General features: G+C 56.9%; 19 protein-coding genes. 3 read left to right on the forward strand and 16 right to left on the reverse strand.

What is annotated here, in order from left to right; all coding sequences use genetic code 11:
* Window positions 1–28: 28 nt before the first annotated feature.
* The 8 genes from M2407_RS03810 to M2407_RS03845 all read right to left on the reverse strand — a co-directional run bounded on the left by M2407_RS03810 (window position 29) and on the right by M2407_RS03845 (window position 8,474).
* The gene (locus M2407_RS03810) at window positions 29–1,438 is read right to left on the reverse strand and encodes a cytochrome c (RefSeq protein WP_259216769.1); all 1,410 of its coding nucleotides are present in this window, start codon (window positions 1,436–1,438) and stop codon (window positions 29–31) included.
* Window positions 1,435–3,090 (reverse strand): GMC family oxidoreductase, encoded by a 1,656-nt coding sequence (locus tag M2407_RS03815; RefSeq protein WP_046373969.1) that lies wholly within the window; start codon window positions 3,088–3,090, stop codon window positions 1,435–1,437. The genes M2407_RS03810 and M2407_RS03815 overlap by 4 nt, the downstream gene beginning before the upstream one ends.
* Before the next feature lie 15 nt (window positions 3,091–3,105).
* Window positions 3,106–3,666, reverse strand: a complete 561-nt coding sequence (locus M2407_RS03820; RefSeq protein WP_048761961.1) for a sorbitol dehydrogenase family protein — start codon at window positions 3,664–3,666, stop codon at window positions 3,106–3,108.
* Between the two features lie 409 nt (window positions 3,667–4,075).
* Window positions 4,076–4,873 (reverse strand): DNA/RNA non-specific endonuclease, encoded by a 798-nt coding sequence (locus M2407_RS03825; RefSeq protein ID WP_020826190.1) that lies wholly within the window; start codon window positions 4,871–4,873, stop codon window positions 4,076–4,078.
* Window positions 4,874–5,038: 165 nt separating this feature from the next.
* Window positions 5,039–6,499, reverse strand: a complete 1,461-nt coding sequence (locus M2407_RS03830) for a TrkH family potassium uptake protein (RefSeq protein ID WP_020826191.1) — start codon at window positions 6,497–6,499, stop codon at window positions 5,039–5,041.
* 139 nt (window positions 6,500–6,638) lie between these two features.
* Window positions 6,639–6,950 carry a hypothetical protein gene (locus tag M2407_RS03835; RefSeq protein WP_020826192.1) on the reverse strand — a complete coding sequence of 104 codons (312 nt, stop codon included), beginning with the start codon at window positions 6,948–6,950 and terminating at the stop codon, window positions 6,639–6,641.
* 229 nt (window positions 6,951–7,179) lie between these two features.
* Window positions 7,180–7,779 carry an NAD(P)H:quinone oxidoreductase gene (gene wrbA, locus M2407_RS03840; RefSeq protein WP_259216773.1) on the reverse strand — a complete coding sequence of 200 codons (600 nt, stop codon included), beginning with the start codon at window positions 7,777–7,779 and terminating at the stop codon, window positions 7,180–7,182.
* Window positions 7,780–7,856: 77 nt separating this feature from the next.
* On the reverse strand, window positions 7,857–8,474 hold the full coding sequence (locus M2407_RS03845; RefSeq protein WP_259216774.1) for a LysE family transporter: 618 nt from the start codon (window positions 8,472–8,474) through the stop codon (window positions 7,857–7,859).
* 68 nt (window positions 8,475–8,542) lie between these two features.
* Here M2407_RS03845 and M2407_RS03850 point away from each other — a divergent pair, with 68 nt between their 5' ends.
* On the forward strand, window positions 8,543–9,466 hold the full coding sequence (locus M2407_RS03850) for a LysR family transcriptional regulator (protein WP_130015506.1): 924 nt from the start codon (window positions 8,543–8,545) through the stop codon (window positions 9,464–9,466).
* Here the strand turns inward: M2407_RS03850 and M2407_RS03855 are convergent.
* Entirely contained in the window at window positions 9,450–9,920 is a 471-nt protein-coding gene (locus M2407_RS03855) for a helix-turn-helix domain-containing protein (protein WP_020826196.1), read from the reverse strand. The genes M2407_RS03850 and M2407_RS03855 overlap by 17 nt on opposite strands.
* A gap of 119 nt (window positions 9,921–10,039) precedes the next feature.
* Window positions 10,040–10,615, reverse strand: coding sequence for a helix-turn-helix domain-containing protein (locus M2407_RS03860; protein ID WP_020826197.1), 576 nt, complete (start codon window positions 10,613–10,615; stop codon window positions 10,040–10,042).
* 67 nt (window positions 10,616–10,682) lie between these two features.
* Here M2407_RS03860 and M2407_RS03865 point away from each other — a divergent pair, with 67 nt between their 5' ends.
* Window positions 10,683–11,597 (forward strand): DMT family transporter, encoded by a 915-nt coding sequence (locus tag M2407_RS03865; protein ID WP_046373961.1) that lies wholly within the window; start codon window positions 10,683–10,685, stop codon window positions 11,595–11,597.
* A 24-nt stretch (window positions 11,598–11,621) separates the two neighbouring features.
* Here M2407_RS03865 and rutG read toward each other — a convergent pair whose 3' ends face one another.
* The 6 genes from rutG to rutA form a co-directional block, all read right to left on the reverse strand.
* On the reverse strand, window positions 11,622–12,941 hold the full coding sequence (gene rutG / locus M2407_RS03870) for a pyrimidine utilization transport protein G (protein ID WP_130015507.1): 1,320 nt from the start codon (window positions 12,939–12,941) through the stop codon (window positions 11,622–11,624).
* A 66-nt stretch (window positions 12,942–13,007) separates the two neighbouring features.
* Window positions 13,008–13,535: an NADH-dependent FMN reductase RutF gene (rutF, locus tag M2407_RS03875; protein WP_020826200.1), complete on the reverse strand. Its 528-nt coding sequence runs from the start codon at window positions 13,533–13,535 to the stop codon at window positions 13,008–13,010.
* A gap of 14 nt (window positions 13,536–13,549) precedes the next feature.
* Window positions 13,550–14,353 carry a pyrimidine utilization protein D gene (gene rutD / locus M2407_RS03880; RefSeq protein WP_115059216.1) on the reverse strand — a complete coding sequence of 268 codons (804 nt, stop codon included), beginning with the start codon at window positions 14,351–14,353 and terminating at the stop codon, window positions 13,550–13,552.
* 17 nt (window positions 14,354–14,370) lie between these two features.
* The gene (gene rutC / locus M2407_RS03885) at window positions 14,371–14,757 is read right to left on the reverse strand and encodes a pyrimidine utilization protein C (protein ID WP_020826202.1); all 387 of its coding nucleotides are present in this window, start codon (window positions 14,755–14,757) and stop codon (window positions 14,371–14,373) included.
* A gap of 46 nt (window positions 14,758–14,803) precedes the next feature.
* Window positions 14,804–15,550, reverse strand: a complete 747-nt coding sequence (gene rutB, locus M2407_RS03890) for a pyrimidine utilization protein B (protein WP_020826203.1) — start codon at window positions 15,548–15,550, stop codon at window positions 14,804–14,806.
* Window positions 15,550–16,650 carry a pyrimidine utilization protein A gene (rutA, locus tag M2407_RS03895; RefSeq protein WP_116690786.1) on the reverse strand — a complete coding sequence of 367 codons (1,101 nt, stop codon included), beginning with the start codon at window positions 16,648–16,650 and terminating at the stop codon, window positions 15,550–15,552. The genes rutB and rutA overlap by 1 nt, the downstream gene beginning before the upstream one ends.
* A 259-nt stretch (window positions 16,651–16,909) precedes the next feature.
* Between rutA and rutR the strand changes: the two genes are divergently transcribed.
* On the forward strand, window positions 16,910–17,584 hold the full coding sequence (rutR, locus tag M2407_RS03900; protein WP_259216775.1) for an HTH-type transcriptional regulator RutR: 675 nt from the start codon (window positions 16,910–16,912) through the stop codon (window positions 17,582–17,584).
* Window positions 17,585–17,604: the final 20 nt, after the last annotated feature.

Genomic DNA, 17,604 nt, shown 5'->3' on the forward strand with positions numbered 1-17,604 from the left:
GATAGCTCCCCAGCCTGCAGTCATCAATTCAGCGCCGTTTTCTCCCCAACAGCCATGCCATAAAGATCAACGCCACCACAGCAATGCCGATTGCCGGGGCCATATAAGGCTGCAGCATCGCCAGCAGCGGCACCGGGCCACCCAGGCGCAATACGGTCACGTCCGCAGCGCTGACCTTCACTGCGGGATTGCCGTACTGCTGCAGCACATAATTGCTGATAGCGGCGATCTGCTGGTCGTTCAACGGATTGACGTACGACAGCGGGCCAAAGTTCGGCATCAGCACGTGCTGATCGCCCACCTTTCGCTCGACCCCGAACAGTATGGCCGAGATCAGGTTGGCCGGATTGCTTGAACCGGTGGCGGTATTATTGAACAGCGAAGGATAAGCCTGGTTTTTGCTGCCGCTGCCGTCCGGTTGGTGGCAACTGGCGCAGTTGCCGCTGAATAACGCTGCGCCGTCGGTAACGGTGTTGTTGGCATTGGCAGGCTGCAACCCGCGCAGCTGAGGCTCAACGTTCAACGGCTTGCCGTAACTGTCGGCCGGCTGGCTATCCTTGGCATCTCTGACAGGCGCGGTGCTTTTCAGGTAAACGGCAATAGCCGCCAGATCGTCATCGGAAAAATATTGCAGGCTGTTTTCGATGGCTTCCGCCATGCCACCGGCGGCCTGGTTTTTGCCGACCACCCGACCGGTTTTCAGGTACTGCACCAGTTGCTGGTTGCTCCAGCCGCCGATACCGCTGATCGGGTCTGACGTGATATTGGGAGCGTACCAGCTGCCGACCATGCCACCCGCAAGAGCCTGACTGCTGTCTTCAGCCATCAGCAGGTTGCGCGGGGTATGGCAGGTGTCGCAGTGCCCAGGCCCGTTAACCAGATAAGCCCCCCGGTTCCATTGCTCGCTTTTGGCCGCATCGGGTGCAAATCGGCCGTCTTTGAGAAACAGCAGATTCCAGGCGGCCATGCTAAAGCGCAGGTTGAACGGGAAGGGCAGGTCGGTCAGCGTATTTTTCTGATCGACCGGCTTCACGCCGTGCATAAAGTAGGCATACAGCGCCTTGATGTCCTCATCGCTCAACCTGGTATAAGAGGTATAGGGCATGGCGGGATAGAGGTGGGTACCATCGGCACGGATCCCGTCCCTGACGGCACGAGCAAACTGCTCTTCGCTATAACTGCCAATGCCCTCCGCGTTTGATGGGGTGATGTTGGTTGCGTAAATCACGCCCATGGGGGAACTGATACCATATCCGCCGGCAAAGGGAGTACCGCCTTCGGGTTTGGTATGGCAGGCCTGGCAGTCTGAGGAGATAGCAATCTGTTCGCCTTTTTTAATCAACGCCGCACCGCTTAACTCTCCGTTATCCGCCGCCTGCACGGCGCTGCCGCCGAGCAACAGCAGGGATAATAGCGTCAATTTCGCCTGTTTTTTCATGGTTTCACCGCCAGTGCCCGCGCAATGTCATCGGCGGCCTTGATGCCCAGAGCCGCCATAGTCAAGGTGCTGTTCACCACGCTGGCGGAAGGAATTGCGCCGCCGCCCGGCAACCAAAGGTTGGCATGGTCATGGGTGCGGCAGTTGCCATCGACCACCGAGTCTGCTGGGTTATCGCCCATGATGGTGCCGCCCATGATGTGGTTATTGGCATTCAGGCTGGTGGTGATGTTGAACTCTTCGGCGTCGAACAGTTGGCCGATATGTTCCAATTGCTTATGTGCGGCCTCTGCGCCTTTACGCACGTAATCGCCGACATCGTAGTGGATGTCCGGGCAAGGCAAACCGTGGGCATCCTTGCGGGTTTTACTCAGCGTCAGGCGGTTATTGGGGTCTGGTAACGGTTCCAGGCTGATGGATAAATCGACGCCGTAAGCGGCGCGGCGGCGTATTTCGGCATCCAATTCTTTACCGACCAAGCCTTGTTCCAGCGCCTTCTGGGTGGCAGGCACGACCCGGTTGATGTTGTTGAGGATCATCTTATTGGCCGAGTAGTCTTTGCGGAACTCACCGTCACGTGGGCCGACCAGGCAACTGCTCTGCGCCGGGCCACGCCCGAGCCACAGCGGCTCTTTCGCCAGGAAAGTACAGTGAAAACCGGAGTGATCCATCATGTTGCGACCGACCTGGTCGGAAGCGTTGGCGATGCCGTTCGGGTTGCGATCGTTGGCCGCCATCAGCAGCAGGCGCGGCGTTTCTATGCCGTTACAGGCCAGTGCGAAAGCCTTGGCCGTGGCCTGGTGAGACTGCTTTTTGTTGTCAAGCCAATGCACCGCAGTGACCCGATTTTGTTCATCGGTATCTATCTTGTAGACCACCGCTTCCGCCAGCACCACCGCACCTTTCATTTCAGCACGTTCAACATGATGAATGCCGTTGTACATGGCGCCGATGGGGCAAATGGGCTGACAGTTGTTGTTGCCGCAGCAGGTTGGACGGCCCTTCCACGGGTGGGTACTGCGCCCCTGTGGGATCGGGACTGAACGGTAGCCGTGCGGGTTAACCACTTCGGCAAAACGAATATCGCCATGCGCCCAGGGCACCATATCCATCGGGTAGGGTTTGCTGCGTTCAACCGGCGACTGCTGCTGCGGATCGTTAGGGCCCGCCACGCCAATTTCCTCTTCGGCCCGGCAATAGTACGGCTCAAGTTCATCATAGGAAATCGGCCAGTCGCGGCCAACGCCGTACAGGGTTTTCATTTGGAAATCGCTGGGCAGGTGGCGCCAGCAGGACGCGGCCCAGTGCCAGGTGGTGCCGCCGACGGTACGCAGATACCCTTGCTTGAAGCTGCCTGCGCTCGGGCCGCTCAGGGCGACATAGTTGTTTTCAGGAAAATAGAGCGGAGCGGTGGCAAACTCTGATTGCGGGTACAACCCTTGATAATCGGAGCCGGCGCGGTTATCAAAAGGCATATTGCGCCAGTTTTCTACGGCCTGGGCGCGTTCAATACGCAGGCCTGCTTCCAGCACCAGCACAGAATAACCCTGGCTGACTAATTGATCGGCCATCATGCCGCCCACAATGCCGGAGCCCACGATCACGATATCGGCCGAGGCGTTGCCATCGGCAGTAAATTCAGGTTTTTTCATCAGAAGACTCTCAGATCACAGGGAAGCGTTGACCGCTGGAGGGGGAGCGGTCCACCACAACGGGCCATTGCCGCAGTAGGTGGGAACGATCAGTGCGTCGCTGGCGGGGCGGTACATCAACGCGTCTTTATAGGCAATCAGCTCAGCCGTTTGGCCGTGGCCGACGGTGCCGGTATACCAGGCGGTGATAATGGCGGTCACCAGGGCCTGCAAGCCGGCCTGAATGGCTAGTTGTTGCAGCTGTTTTGCGCTTTGACCCGACTGTAACAGCCCACCAAGCTGCTCAACCTGCGTGGCGAACTGATCATTCTGATTATGTAAGGCTGTAAAAATACGCGCCGACATTCCCTGATCGATGTCCTCATGTTCGCTCAATGTCTGGGATATTTTGAAGAAACGAGCAAACTGCAGCGGGTTGGCCGCCGCGGTATGTTGTTCTGCCAGGCTGAGGAACGGGTAACTGAGCAATGACGTTGCCAGCAGGGTTGAGGCCAGCCCCAGCAGCACTTCCCGTCGACTGAAACCGGTTCCATTTTTGGTCGGTAACTCACCATCGTCTGATAACAAATTTTCCATGTGTTTTTCTCACAAAACAGGTGTTATTGCCAAAGCAGGCAAAAGAGAAGGGGTAAAGAGAGATAAAAAATAATCAACAATGGGATAAATGCATTGTTTACGGTTCTGTATCTAATAATTTGGCGGGATATTAACTTGCCGATAACTTTTCGGCAATAAACTTGCTCAAACGCCCTGATAAAAAAGCACAGAAAGAATAAAAAAGACCCGAGGTGTGGCCGCTTGGCGGGAGAGTGAACGGTGCCGTGGCGGGTATTTAAAGATAATTAATGACGGTAAATAACATTATTTCCGCTATTAGGACGGGTTTAAAACGGGGTATTAATAAGTAATGTTTATATTTAAATCACAGACGCCGTCATTATATTGACCAATAAAAACCCGCCGTAGCGGGTTATTGGTCATTATTTTAGCTCTTGCAACCCATCAGTTCTGGCAGCACGCCCGGTTTGGCTTTCAGCGAAGCCTGTACGTCGTCGGGCAGACCAGCCCAAATAATCAGCCCGGTGCGTTTCTCGATTTCATTCACCGTGACGCGATATTGGCAGAAATCGGCATTTTTCGGGGTGTTTTGGTCAAACAGAAACGCCGCATAGTGGTTCACTTCCGGGCTGTTATTGATAAAGATGACCTTCCAGTAAGCGCTGGGAATGGTGTGCGCTTTCTGGGTGCCCGGCAATTTTCCCATATTGCGTTCGTACAGTGGGCCAGTCACGGTATACACCGAACTGATGTCCGCCCGGTCAATCAGCTTGCGTTCCTGATCTTCCAGCCGTGCCCAGGAGCCCTGGTTAAGATCGGCCATCTGCGGGGTGATATTGGAAAGGTAGTTCAGTGATTCCCAGTCAGAGACGCCCGCCAGTGAGGCCAGCGGCGCCTGATGCCCGCGGTCAACTTTCAGTGCCGCGTTGGCACCGGTGTAATCTGCCGGTACCAATGTATCTGCCGGGTTCAGTGCCGGATCGGTCTTCCAGTTACGGGTTTTCCCGCTGGCCGGCGTGTCTTTGGTGATGTGATAAGCCACCCAGTTGGCGAACTTGGTGGTGCTGTTGTTGTTCAGCGTATAAGCATGGCGGACGATGGACACGTTACTGCTGCCACCGGTGGGGCAACCGACCGCGCAGTTGTCGATAGATTCCAATGCCTCGGCGGAAGCCTGGGCGGTAAACAGGACGGTTACCAGAGCTAACATCTTGTTAAAACGCATATTCATATCCTCAATAAGTTACAATAATACTGTATGTATTTACAGTGTTTTTAACTTATCGCAGTGAAACGAATACAACAATGCAACACATTCACGTTACGAATGTGTCAGCATTGGTACAGCAAGGTGGATTAAAACAGCCTGTAAATGGCGGGCTACAAAGCCTTAAAAACGCCAAAAGGCACGCGAGCACAATATCAGCATGGGGTAGATCTCAAGGCGGCCGAGCAGCATCGCCGCGCACATCAACCATTTCGCCGCATCGCTAAGCGTACCAAACCCCGCGGCAGTTTCGCCGAAGCCCAACCCCATGTTATTGATGCAGGCGGCCACGGTGGCGAAAGAGGTCACCAGATCATAGCCCATCAGGTTCAGCAGCCAGATGAAGAAGCAGCTGAAAAAAACGTACAGAAAGAAAAAGCTCCAGACCGACCGTAACACCCGATCGTGAATCGGCGCGTTGCCGACCTTGATGGTGTAAACGGCATTGGGATGCACCAACTGGTTGATCTCATGCCGGCTTTGTTTGTACATGATCAGAAAACGCAGCGCCTTGATGCCGCCGCAGGTGGAGCCCACGCAGCCACCGAAAAAGCTCGCCGCCAATAACAACATAATGGTGTGAGAGGGCATTTTGGCATAGTCGGCGGTGGCCAAACCGTTATCGGTCATCATCGAACTGGTGAGAAAGAAGCCATGCACGAAGGAGTCCTTGGCGCCGTACATGCCGGAACGGTAAAGCTCGAGGCAAACAATCGCCACGATAATCGACAGCACCAGCAGGAAGAAGCGCAGCTCCGGGTTTTTATACAATGGTTTCAGGCTGCGGCGGCCTACGGCAACGAAATACAGGGTGAAGTTTACCGCCGCCAGAATGGAGAAAATACCGCCGACCATTTCGACCGCCGAGCTGTCGTAATAGCCCAGACTCTCGTTGCGGGTGGAAAATCCCCCGAGCGATACGGTGGAAATCCCATGGCAAAGGGCATCGAACCACGGCATGCCGGCAATGCGGAAAGCCACCGTACAGGCCAGCCCCAGACCGAGATAGATCAGCCACAGGTTTTTCGAGGTATCGGCCAGCCGTGGCGTCAGTCGTTCTTCTTTGAATGGTCCGGGCATTTCCGACTGATAAAGCTTGGCGCCACCGATACCCAGCAGCGGCAGCACGGCCACGGCTAACACAATGACGCCGAGGCCGCCGATAAAGTTGAGCTGGGAACGGTAGTAGAGAAAGGATTTAGGTATGCCCGAGACATCGTTAAGTACCGAAGCGCCGGTGGTGGTGATGCCGGACACGCCTTCGAACATCGCGTCCGTCAGGCTGACGTTCAGCGTGTCATCCAGCCACAACGGCAGGGCGCTGATCATCGAAAACAGCAGCCAAAACATGACGATAATCAGAAAACCGTCCTGGGTACGCAATTGTACTTTGGCCTGACGGGTGCTGAACCAGCCTAACCCACCGAGCGATCCGGCAATCACCAGGGTATAGAAAAAGGAGAAAACACTTTTTTCTTTATAGAGCAGCGCCACCAGCAGGGGCGGGATCATTGACAGGCTGTAAAGGAAAACTAAAAAACTGCAAAGATGAATAACGACCAATATCTGCTTATTCTTGACCATAATACTTGCGCCCGAGTTGCCTGACGGCAATGAGTCAATTTATTCTTTAAGCCTGAAAGAATAAGGCAGGCGATATAAAAATAACGTAAAAATTCATATCGCCTGAAAGGGTTGGCACGTTTTTTAATCGCAATGGCGATTATTCCAACAGGGTGTTTACGGTGCGACGCACGTATTGCGTCATTTGCGCCAGATCCTCGGGGGACACCGGCCCACCGCCGGCACGTACCACCTGCTGTTCTATTTGAGCAATTTCCTGCTCGACCTTATTGGCAATCTGTACCTTGACGATCTTATCCACCGACGAGAGCAGCACCTTCAACACCACTTTCAGCGCCACATTCTCGCAGAACGAATCGTAGTGATGAACCGCAGGCGGTGCTGCGGGGGGCTCGGGTGCGCGCGGGGCCATAGCCTTGAAACTGTCTACATTTTCAATAATAAGATCCATGTCTCTTATTAGTTCATCAAAATCTTTAGACACTGACTTATTTCCCTTCGCTATGCGCAAAAACAGAACGCCCGTCATCAGGGCAAAGGCCGGTGATTGGCGGGCAGAACGAATTTCGACCGTGACGTTCAGGTAGTGAATGGCAGGCTGAGCGGCATTTTAACCTTGCCGGGGGTTGGCAACAAGATGGGGCCGCAGGAATCCGCGGCCCCATCGGGCAGGTGATAGCTTAACTTTTCAGCTTGGCGGTGATTTTCGCTACGTGTTCGCCCTGGAAGCGGGCAATGGCCAGCTCTTCCGCACTGGGCTGGCGCGAACCGTCGCCACCGGCAATGGTGGTTGCTCCGTAAGGGGTGCCGCCGCGGATTTGTGATACGTCAAACAGCTCGGGTGCTCCGTAACCGATAGGCACAATAATGAAACCGTGGTGCGCCAGCGTGGTCCAGGTGGAGCTGATGGTGTGCTCCTGGCCACCGCCGGTACCGGTGGAAGAAAATACGCTGCCTACCTTGCCGTACAGCGCGCCGGAAGCCCAGAGCCCGCCGGTTTGATCGAGGAAGGTCCGCATTTGGCCCGCCATGTTGCCAAAGCGGGTTGGGGTACCGAAGATGATGCCGTCGTAATCGGCCAGTTCCTGCGGGCTGGCGACAGGAGCCTGTTGATCTTGCTTGCCGCCGGCTTTGGCAAAGGCTTCTGCCGGCATGGTTTCCGGCACGCGTTTCAGGGTAACTTCTACGCCACTGACCTTGCGTGCGCCTTCCGCTACCGCGTTCGCCAGGGTTTCAATATGTCCGTACATTGAGTAATACAGCACCAAAATTTTCGCCATGTTCCGTTCTCCGCTGTGGTGGATGAAAGAGATGCTTCCTAAGCATAGGAGTGAATGCGGAACTTGGCCTTGTGGCCTTATCTCATCCCGGCTATCGCCAGCAGCGCCCCGAAGGCAATCAGCAGGCCACCGAATACCCTGTCTATGCCTTTGCGCAGGCGCAGCAGTCGCGCATTGATGCCCGGCGCGGAAAACAGCAGCGCAACGGCGCTGAACCACAGGATATGGGCCAGGGCGATAAACAAGCCGTAGCCGATTTGCACCGCCAACGATGTCTGTGGATTAACCACCTGCATAAACAGGCTGACGACAAAAATGGTGGTTTTCGGGTTCAGCGCATTGGTTAAAAAGCCGGTTTTCAGCGCGGCGAAATCGCTGGCAGCGGTGGGGGGCGTGCCGCCAGAAACCCTGGCAGCACCGGCATTACGCAGCATGCTGACACCCAGGTAAATCAGGTAGGCAGCGCCAATCATCTTCAACAGGGTGAATAGCCACAGCGATTGCTGGATCACCACGCCGACGCCGATCAGGGTGTAGCTCACGTGGATCAACACCCCGGCGCCAATGCCGCAAGCGGTCACCACGCCGGCACGACGGGAAAGCAACAGGCTGTTGCGCGACACCATGGCGAAATCAGGCCCTGGGCTAATGACGGCAAGTAAAGTGATGGTGACGACAGCGATGAGTTCGGTCATAGTAATCCTGTAGATGAATCAGAAAAGAGTGGCTGATTTATAAAGGGAATAGCCAACGGTGACAAACGATGAAAACTGACGATTTCGGTGAGAAAAACTCACGCAAAATAAGCCGGCCACTGTCATTGGGCGGATTGCGATGCTTTGAAGCGGCGGCCAGGCTGGAAAGTTTCACCCAGGCGGCGAACAGTTTAAACCTGACGCACGGGGCGGTGAGTCGTGCGGTCAGGGCGCTGGAGGATGAGCTGGGTATTGCGTTGTTTGAACGTCGTCATCGGCGGGTGTATCTGACGGCCGCCGGGCGGACGTTGTTTCAGGCGTCGCAGCAGGCATTCGGCATCCTGGAGCAGACTGCGCAACAACTGCGGCAGCAGGCACAGGACGCACCGCTGGTATTGTCCTGTGAGCCGACGCTATTGATGCGTTGGCTGATACCCCGCCTGCCTGCGTTTCAGTTGGCGCATCCGGACATCCATCTGCAGTTGGTCGCGGGCGGCGGGCCATTTTCGTTTCACGACGGCATCAGCGCCGCCCTACGGCGCAACGATTTTGACTGGGGCGATAAGCTGCACAGCCAGTGGCTGTTCAACGAGCAAGTCGGGCCGGTATGCAAGCCTGAAATGCTGCCGCGTTTTATCGCTCTCCACGCCGGTCAGCCGCAGTTGAGCCGCGATGCGGTGCTGTTACATTCGGCCACCCGGCCTGATGCCTGGCGGCATTGGGCTCAGCAGCAGAGTGTGTCGCTGGAAGGCTGTCCAGAGCAGCGTTTCGATCACTTTTACTTCAGCTTGCAGGCGGCGGTGGCGGGGATAGGCGTCGCTATTGGCCCTTGGCAGCAGGTGCGGGATGATGTGGCCGGTGGGCTACTGAGCGCCCCCTTTGGTTTTACGTCGGACGGTAGCGGTTATTGTCTGCTGACACCGCAAGAAATCAGGCCGGGCAGCGCGCTGGCCCGGCTAGCTGACTGGCTGAAACTCAGTGCAGACGCTTGAGCTTTTGCTCCAGGCGCTGGCGTTGCCAACGGCTGAAGAAGTCGCGTAACAGCAGGGTGCGCGTCGCGCGCATAATCACCGCGATACTCATGCCGGCCATGGCCCAAAGCGACCACAGATATTGCGGATGAGTAAACCAGTTAATGGCGAACAACAGCACTGCGATAAATGCGAACCTCACTATCATGCGCAGCAGCCTGCCTTCTTCCTCCACCTGTCGGCGAATCGCCTGCTCGGCCTGGCTGCTGTCGCTGTTTTCCTGTTGCGGCGGCTGGTTGAGATCGCCAATCTGTAACTCCAGCGCCGCAGCTATCGCGGTCAGGGTTTCCAGGCTGGCCTGCTCGCCATTTTCAAGGCGCTGAACGGTACGGGTGCTAAGCCCGGCAATGCTGGCCAATTGTTCCTGAGACCAGCCTTTTTCCAGCCGTAATTGCCGGATGCGGTAAGTTTGCATTGCACGCTCCAAAAATGAACCTTCATTGAGGCCAAGTGTAGGAGTTGAGGCCGTTGACCGCCACGACAGGCGCATGACATCTGTACGACAGCCAGGTGACAACCCGCTGAGTATGCGGGTTAGAAGGTGACGTTACGGATAAAGCGCAGCGGAAAATCGGTGCGGTTGGCGTAGGCATAGTGCTGATCGCTGTTGAACACCTGGGTTTGGCCGGCGTCCAGCGTCAGGGTTTGCTGTTCCAGCACCAGCGTCAGGCTGCCGGTAATCACGTAGATTATTTCACTCCAGCCTTCGGCATCCGGCACAGAATCGTAGTGCTCGCCGGGCATCAGCGTCCATTCCCAAAGCTCAACCCGCTGACGAGCAGGCACGCTGGCGGCAAACAAAGCCTGACTTGCCGGCTGTACGCCTTGCCATGCCAATTCGCCGACCAAATGGCTGCCGCGCGCTTCGGGAGCCTGGATCAGATCGGTGAAGGCGATATTTAATGCTTCGGCCAATTTGTCCAACACCGCCAGGCTGACGTTGCGGTCACCGGCCTCGATGCCGGCCAGCATGCGGCGGCTGACGCCGGATTTTTCCGCCAGCATCACCTGGCTTAGCCCCGCCTGCTGGCGATAGCCACGCAGGTTGCTGCTCAGGTATTGCAACACCTTGGGCGCTTCATGTTTACCGCTGTTCACCGTATTGCTCATCCCAGGGCTTTACCTCATACTGGCAGGATCTGTGCATTATATTGCACCCAGCAGGAAGGGCAAGCCGGTGTCTGCAGTAAAAAAATCCTCTATTTTCACTTTCATTCCCACGATAAAGCGGCAGGAAGCGGTGCTGATTTTCATCACCATGATCTGGGGCGGAACCTTTCTGGCGGTCCATCTTGCGATGCAGGTCAGCGGGCCGTTCTTCTTCGTGGGTTTGCGCTTCGCTGCGGCTACGCTGGTGCTGACGTTATTCTCCCTGCGCAGCTTACGCGGATTGACCTGGTATGAGCTGAAAGCGGGCGTGTTTATCGGTATCGCCATCATGTTCGGTTACGGCCTGCAAACCGTGGGGCTGCAAACCATCAGCAGCAGTCAGTCGGCGTTCATCACCGCCATGTATGTGCCGATGGTGCCGTTATTGCAGTGGTTGGTGCTCGGGCGTTTCCCCGGCGTTATGGCCTGGGTCGGCGTGTTATTGGCCTTCAGTGGCCTGATGCTCTTGGCCGCGCCAAGCAGTGCCGATATGGCGCTTAGCATCGGCGAGATCCTGACGTTGATTGGCACGCTGGGCATGGCTGCCGAGATCATTTTGATTGGTGCCTATGCGGGCAAGGTTAACGTTAAGCGGGTGACGGTGGTGCAATTGGCAACGGCCTCGCTGGCTGCGTTTCTGATGATGGTACCGACCGGCGAGTCGGTACCGCCTTACAGCAATTACCTGCTCTACAGCGCAGTCGGTCTGGGGCTGGCCAGCGCCATCATTCAAGTGACGATGAACTGGGCGCAACGAAGCGTTTCGCCGACCCGTGCCACGGTCATTTATGCCGGCGAGCCGGTGTGGGCCGGGCTGGTGGGGCGCATTGCAGGCGAGCGTTTGCCGGGCGTAGCGCTATTGGGCTGTGCGCTGATCGTATTGGGCGTGCTGGTCAGCGAAATGCGTATTCGACGTAAAGCAAAGGCGGCGTTGGTTGAATAAGGCCCGGCAAGCCGGGCCGCGGTGCTAACGGGTAGCGCTGTCCGCCAGTGGCAAGATTTTACGGTTGCGCAATAGCGCATTGAGGATAATGGCACCGAAAGTGGCGGTGCCAATGCCCCCCATGGTGAAGTTGCCGAGGGTTAACGCAAAGTCCCCTGCACCCAACACCAGCGTTACCGCCACCATAATCAGGTTGCCGTTATCCCCCAGATCAACCTTGTTCTGCACCCAGATGCGCGCGCCGGCGACGGCAATCAAGCCGAACACCACGATCGAAGCACCACCCAGCACCGGCCCGGGAATAGTGTGGATCAATGCACCGAACTTGGGTGAAAACCCCAGCACAATCGCTACCGCTGCGGCGGCGACAAACACCAGCGTGGAGTAGATTTTGGTGACCGCCATCACCCCGATATTTTCGGCATAGGTCGTCACTCCGGTGCCCCCGACCGAGCCGGAAAGCATTGTCGCCAACCCGTCGCCGACGAAGGCGCGACCGATATAAGGGTCAAGATCCCGGCCGGTCATGCCCGCTACCGCTTTCACATGCCCGAGGTTTTCCGCCACCAAAATGATCGCCACCGGGGCAATCAGCAGCATGGCATGCAGGTTAAATACCGGGGCGGTGAATTGCGGCAGACCGAACCAAGGGGCCTGGCTCAGTGCGCTGTAATCTACCGGTTTGCCGAGGCCGAAACCGTTGGTCGCCACGACGTAAATCAAATAGGCGGCGATCAGGCCAACCAGGATCAGCAACCGCTGCATAAGCCCGCGGGTAAAAACCGCCACCGAACCGATACACAAGATAGTGACCACCGCCATCCAACTGTCAAAATGGGAGGCTGAAACGCTGCGCACCGCAATGGGCGCCAGGTTGAGGCCGATAGCCATGACCACCGCCCCTGTCACTACCGGCGGCATCAGCCGCTCTATCCAACGGGTGCCAACGCTCATCACCACGAAACCGATCAGCAGATACACCAGCCCGCAGGCGATGATGCCACCGAGCGCCAGGGCAATATTGGGGTTGGCGCCCTGGCCGCTGTAACCGGTCAGGGTGATGACCAGCCCGACAAATGCCGCGCTCGAGCCGAGATAGCTCGGTACCCGACCGCCGACCACCAGAAAAAACAGCAGCGTGCCGATACCGGACATCAGAATGGCCAGATTGGCGTCAAAGCCCATCAGCAAAGGCATCAGCACCGTAGCACCAAACATCGCCACCGCATGCTGCAAACCCATCACCAACGTCTGGGTCACTGGCAGCCGTTCATCGGGCGCAACAACCGCACCGTCCAGATTGCCTTGCTTCAGCCGCCATTGGGGAAACCAGGTATTCGCCATCGTCATCTCCAAAATATTGAGGTGCAGGTTAGGGTTACAGATGCGAGCGTTGCGGCTACGCGCCGATCATTGTTTCAACAGCGAGTGATAACGCCGGTCAAAATAGGCCAGGCCGTGGCTGTGGTCATTACGCGCCAATGCCACCGCCTGACAGAACAGAATGTCGTGGGTGCCGACGCTGACAATCTGGCTGATTTGGCAATCGAAAGAAGCCAGCGCGCCGTGCAAAATGGGGGCGCCGGTCACCAGCGTAGACCAGCGAGCGGCGGAGAATCGCATGTCCATCGGCGTTTTGCCGCCGAACAGATTCGACAGCGATTCGTGCTCTGCCGCCAGCGTATTGACGCACAGCGTTTGGTTTTGCTTGAACACCGCATACACCGACGCCGAGCGGTTCAGGCACACCAGCAACGTGGGGGGCGTGTCGGTGACGCTGCATACCGCAGAGGCGGTAAAACCGGCGCGGCCTGCGGGACCGTCGGTGGTAATGATATTCACCGCCGATCCCAGGCGGGCCATGGCATCGCGGAAGTCTTGTTTTTCTACGTACGCTGGTTGCAGCGGTGCATCGGCAAACCCTGTTTGGCTTTGCATAAGGTATCTCCGGGCTAGAGGGCGAGGCTGCTGCTGGCGTTCGGCGTTTTCAATAGCCAGTCCAGCAGGGTGCGGTTGAAAGTTTCGCTGTCGGTCACGCTCATCGCGTGGCCGCCGTAGGTCATCTGCGCCAGCTCGCCGTTGGGCAGGCTTTCCGCCAACTGATGCGAACAGAGATAGGGCACCAGCAGATCGTCGCGAGCGCACAAGGCCAGGGTTGGTGTGGTGATGTCCGCCAGGTGAGGGCGGAAATCGGTATTGATCAATGCATTCAGGCGGCGCAGCAGGTTTTCTGTGCCCTGAAAATGCGCGGTTTGGTGCTGCAACTCTTCACCTAGCAAGGCTTCGTGCTGCGATAGCCAGTCGGCGGGGAACAGAAACAGCGGCTGGGCGCGCACATAGGCTTCAACGCCGCTGTTAAGCAGCAGATCCTGTCGGACGTGGAAGCAGCGCCGGGTCTGGCTGTCCAGCGCCGGCCAGCCGTTGACCACCACCAGTTTTTCCAGCAACTGCGGCTGGGTGAGCGCCAGTTGCAGGCCAATCATGCCGCCCAGTGCGTGGCCGACGAAATAACAGCGTTCGATACTGAACGAACGCAGCAGTTGCGCTACTTCATCCGCCATATCGGCCATGCTATAGCCGTCCGGTACCACGCCTTTGCTGCGGCCGGTGCCATAGTGATCGTAAATGACCACCCGGAAATGCCGGGTTAGCGCGTCAATCTGCGGTTGCCAGAAGCTACCCGAGCCACCGAGGCCTGCGGACAGCACCAGCGTCGGCGCCAGTGGCGTATCTTTTCCCAAAATCTCAAAGTACATGCTCGATCCTCAATGGCTCAGCGGCCGATATGGGCCACTGTGGCGATTTCAATCAATGCGTCCGGCTTCACCAGCCCGCACTGAATGCAGTAGCGGGCCGGTTTATCGCCGGGAAAATACTCGGCATATACCTGATTGATGGCAGCATAGTTTTGCCAGTCGGTGAGAAAGATCGAGTTAAAGGTCACGTCGTCCATGCTTCCACCGGCGGTTTCGATCACCCTTTTGATGGTCTCCAGCACGTGGCGTGTTTGTGCCGCGGCGTCACCGACGTGGACGACGTTATTGTCTTTATCGAAGGCCAGCGTACCCGAGACATACACCACGCCGTCGGCCAGGGTGCCCGGAACAAAGGGAGCCAGCGGTTTGCCGCTGCCCGGTGGAGTGATCACTGTTTTTGGCATTGTCGCGCTCCTGGTGAAGGTTTTTTTGGGGTTAAACAGGCAACATTCATGCCGTCTGGCTAAGCGGAGCGGCGAGAACGTCACAGAAACTGTCGACGTCCGACACCCAGCCGAAAAAGGTTTCGATGTTGTACAGCGCCGCCTGTTGGGCGAACGCCGGGCCGGCCTGGTGGGTGGCGTCGGCCAGCACAATGCCGAAATACTCGAGGAAAAAGCCGTCGCGCAGCGTGGATTCCACACAAACGTTGGTGGCGATGCCGGTAAACACCAGATGGTGAATGCCGTAAGAGCGCAGCAGGCTGTCGAGCTGGGTGTTGAAAAAGCCGCTGTAGCGCGGTTTCGGCAGCACGATATCGCCCGGCTGTGGTTGCAGTTCATCCACCAGGTCGTAGTCCCAATCGCCTTTGGCCAGCAGCTTGCCCATCAGTTCCGGGCGCTGGCGCATGGTTTTCAGCGCGTTGGACTTGTGCCAGTTAGGCGAGCCTTCGCCGCCGGCTTCGACGTACTGATTGTCCCAGCCGTTCTGGAAAAAAATCACCTTAATGCCCGCGGCGCGCGCGGCAGTGATGGCACGCTTGATGTTGGCGATCACCGGCGCGGTGGTCGAAACGTCGAACCCGGCCAGATCCAAATATCCCCCCTGCGAGGCGTAGGCATTTTGCATATCGACCACGATTAATGCGGTTTCCTGCGGCGCAAAGGCGATGGCCTCAGGACGGGCGGGCAGGGTGACCGTCGCTCCGCCTTGCGGTGACTGGCGGCGTACCACCGGTTGGGTTTCAACAATTTTCATCATGCCACCTCACGGCTTGCTGCAGTTTGTGGGCAAACGTCTGCCCGGCTTTTCATCAGGGGTTGAATGCGTTCGCCGAAGTCTTCTACGCCTTGCACGAAGTCGTCGAAAGTCAGCAGCACGCCTTCGGTGCCGGGTACGGTGGCGATTTCATCCATCATTCGCGCCACGTTGGCGTAGGAGCCGACCAGCGTGCCCATGTTGATGTTGACGGCGGAAGTGGGGTCGGCCATTTGGCGCACATTGGTGTCGGCGCCGGATTTAGTGTCTTTGCCGCTCTGCTCGGTGAGCCAGGCCAGGGCTTCGGTATCGGCCCCGGCTTTATAGCTTTCCCATTTGGCGCGGGCAGCCTCGTCGGTTTCATCCGCAATGATCATAAACAGCACGTAGCAGGCCACGCTGCGGCCTTCGGCGTCGGCGGCAGTTTTCAACCGGGCAGCCGTCGGTGCGAAAGCGGTGGGGGTGTTGACGCCTTTGCCGAAGCAGAAGTTGTAGTCGGCGTATTTGGCCGAGAAAGCCATGCCCGCATCGCTTTGACCAGCGCAAATCACCTTGATGTCCGCTTGGGGTTGCGGGCTGACGCGACAGTCGTCCATCTGGAAAAACTCGCCCTTGAAATCGGATTTTCCGGTGCCCCACAGATCGCGCAGCACCCTGACGTATTCCGCCAGATAGTCGTAGCGACGACCAAAGTACTCGTCACCCGGCCACATGCCCATCTGCTCGTACTCCGGTTTTTGCCAGCCGGTCACCACGTTCAGGCCAAAGCGCCCACCGGAAATAGAATCAATGGTGGAAGCCATACGCGCGACGATGGCCGGCGGCATGGTAAGGGTGGCGGCGGTGGCGTAGATCTTGATGCGTGAGGTTACGGCAGCCAGCCCGGCCATCAGGGTGAAGGACTCCAGGTTATGATCCCAGAATTCGGTTTTGCCGCCGAAGCCGCGCAGTTTGATCATCGACAGGGCGAAATCAAAGTTGTAGTGCTCGGCCTTCTGCACGATGGTTTTATTGAGTTCAAACGTTGGTTTGTACTGTGGGGCATTGCTGGAAATCAGCCAGCCGTTGTTGCCGATCGGAATAAATACGCCAATTTTCATTTGAATACCTCGGGTCAGTGAAGGGGACAATCTCAGGCTGCTTGCCTGAACCAAAGCAAACCCGATGCCATGTTTTAAAATTGTTTATTTATCAAATTTTTATGGTTTATTTGGCGCCCAGTTATTGAGTGGATGGTCCAAAACAGACCATTTGGTCAAAATTATCTGCACAAAAAACAGGCGCGCATGCTCATTAAAGGTGCAAAAGATCCCCCGGAAGGGGTAGGTAAAAGCGTGGGTTTCATACCAGGGCTTTGCTATGCTGGCCGGAGTCAGATTGTGCCAAGGAGCCGCAGTGAAGCCACAAGCCGTTAAACCGCCCACGCGCCGCTCGCGTGCGGTAGCTGCAAAACGCAGTACCATCATGGATGCGGCGCTGGAGTTCTTCTCGCTGTACGGTATTCACGGCACCAGTCTGGATCAGGTGGCGGAGCGCGCCGACGTTTCCAAAACCAACCTGTTGTACTACTTCCCCTCCAAAGAAGAACTCTACGTAGCGGTGCTGAAAGGCATTCTCGATGTTTGGCTGGCGCCGCTGAAAGCGCTGCGCGCCGATCAGGAGCCGTTGCAGGCCATTCGTGAATATATACGGCTGAAGCTTGAGGTTTCGCGCCATCATCCGCAGGCTTCACGGCTGTTTTGCCTGGAGATGATCCAGGGAGCGCCGTTGCTGAAACAGGAGTTGCAGGGTGGGTTGAAGATGCTGGTGGACGAGAAGTCCGCCATGATCGAGCGTTGGATTGACGAAGGTCATATCGCGCCGACAGAGCCGTATCACCTGATTTTTATGCTGTGGGCGACCACTCAGCACTACGCCGATTTTTGGGTCCAGATAGAAGCGGTAACCGGTAAAACGTTAGAAGATGAGGCGTTTTTTCAGCAGACGGTAGAGAACGTGCAGAGGGTGATTATCGACGGAATACGGCCGCGCTAGGCGCCAAAAGAGGGGATATT

The sequence above is a fragment of the Serratia sp. BIGb0234 genome (genome assembly GCF_024809915.1).
GTDB classification, from domain to species: Bacteria; Pseudomonadota; Gammaproteobacteria; order Enterobacterales; family Enterobacteriaceae; genus Serratia; species Serratia liquefaciens.

Excerpts from the sequence above, each read along its gene's own strand:
- M2407_RS03810 (WP_259216769.1), bottom strand. The coding sequence starts at position 1,438 with ATGAAAAAACAGGCGAAATTGACGCTATTATCCCTGCTGTTGCTCGGC.
- M2407_RS03835 (WP_020826192.1), bottom strand. The coding sequence starts at position 6,950 with ATGGATCTTATTATTGAAAATGTAGACAGTTTCAAGGCTATGGCCCCG.
- rutF (WP_020826200.1), bottom strand. The coding sequence starts at position 13,535 with ATGCAAAGCCAAACAGGGTTTGCCGATGCACCGCTGCAACCAGCGTAC.
- M2407_RS03825 (WP_020826190.1), bottom strand. The coding sequence starts at position 4,873 with ATGCGTTTTAACAAGATGTTAGCTCTGGTAACCGTCCTGTTTACCGCC.
- rutR (WP_259216775.1), top strand. The coding sequence starts at position 16,910 with ATGCTGGCCGGAGTCAGATTGTGCCAAGGAGCCGCAGTGAAGCCACAA.
- rutC (WP_020826202.1), bottom strand. The coding sequence starts at position 14,757 with ATGCCAAAAACAGTGATCACTCCACCGGGCAGCGGCAAACCGCTGGCT.
- rutB (WP_020826203.1), bottom strand. The coding sequence starts at position 15,550 with ATGAAAATTGTTGAAACCCAACCGGTGGTACGCCGCCAGTCACCGCAA.
- M2407_RS03815 (WP_046373969.1), bottom strand. The coding sequence starts at position 3,090 with ATGAAAAAACCTGAATTTACTGCCGATGGCAACGCCTCGGCCGATATC.
- rutD (WP_115059216.1), bottom strand. The coding sequence starts at position 14,353 with ATGTACTTTGAGATTTTGGGAAAAGATACGCCACTGGCGCCGACGCTG.
- rutA (WP_116690786.1), bottom strand. The coding sequence starts at position 16,650 with ATGAAAATTGGCGTATTTATTCCGATCGGCAACAACGGCTGGCTGATT.
- M2407_RS03820 (WP_048761961.1), bottom strand. The coding sequence starts at position 3,666 with ATGGAAAATTTGTTATCAGACGATGGTGAGTTACCGACCAAAAATGGA.
- M2407_RS03845 (WP_259216774.1), bottom strand. The coding sequence starts at position 8,474 with ATGACCGAACTCATCGCTGTCGTCACCATCACTTTACTTGCCGTCATT.
- rutG (WP_130015507.1), bottom strand. The coding sequence starts at position 12,941 with ATGGCGAATACCTGGTTTCCCCAATGGCGGCTGAAGCAAGGCAATCTG.
- M2407_RS03850 (WP_130015506.1), top strand. The coding sequence starts at position 8,543 with ATGAAAACTGACGATTTCGGTGAGAAAAACTCACGCAAAATAAGCCGG.
- M2407_RS03860 (WP_020826197.1), bottom strand. The coding sequence starts at position 10,615 with ATGAGCAATACGGTGAACAGCGGTAAACATGAAGCGCCCAAGGTGTTG.
- wrbA (WP_259216773.1), bottom strand. The coding sequence starts at position 7,779 with ATGGCGAAAATTTTGGTGCTGTATTACTCAATGTACGGACATATTGAA.
- M2407_RS03830 (WP_020826191.1), bottom strand. The coding sequence starts at position 6,499 with ATGGTCAAGAATAAGCAGATATTGGTCGTTATTCATCTTTGCAGTTTT.
- M2407_RS03855 (WP_020826196.1), bottom strand. The coding sequence starts at position 9,920 with ATGCAAACTTACCGCATCCGGCAATTACGGCTGGAAAAAGGCTGGTCT.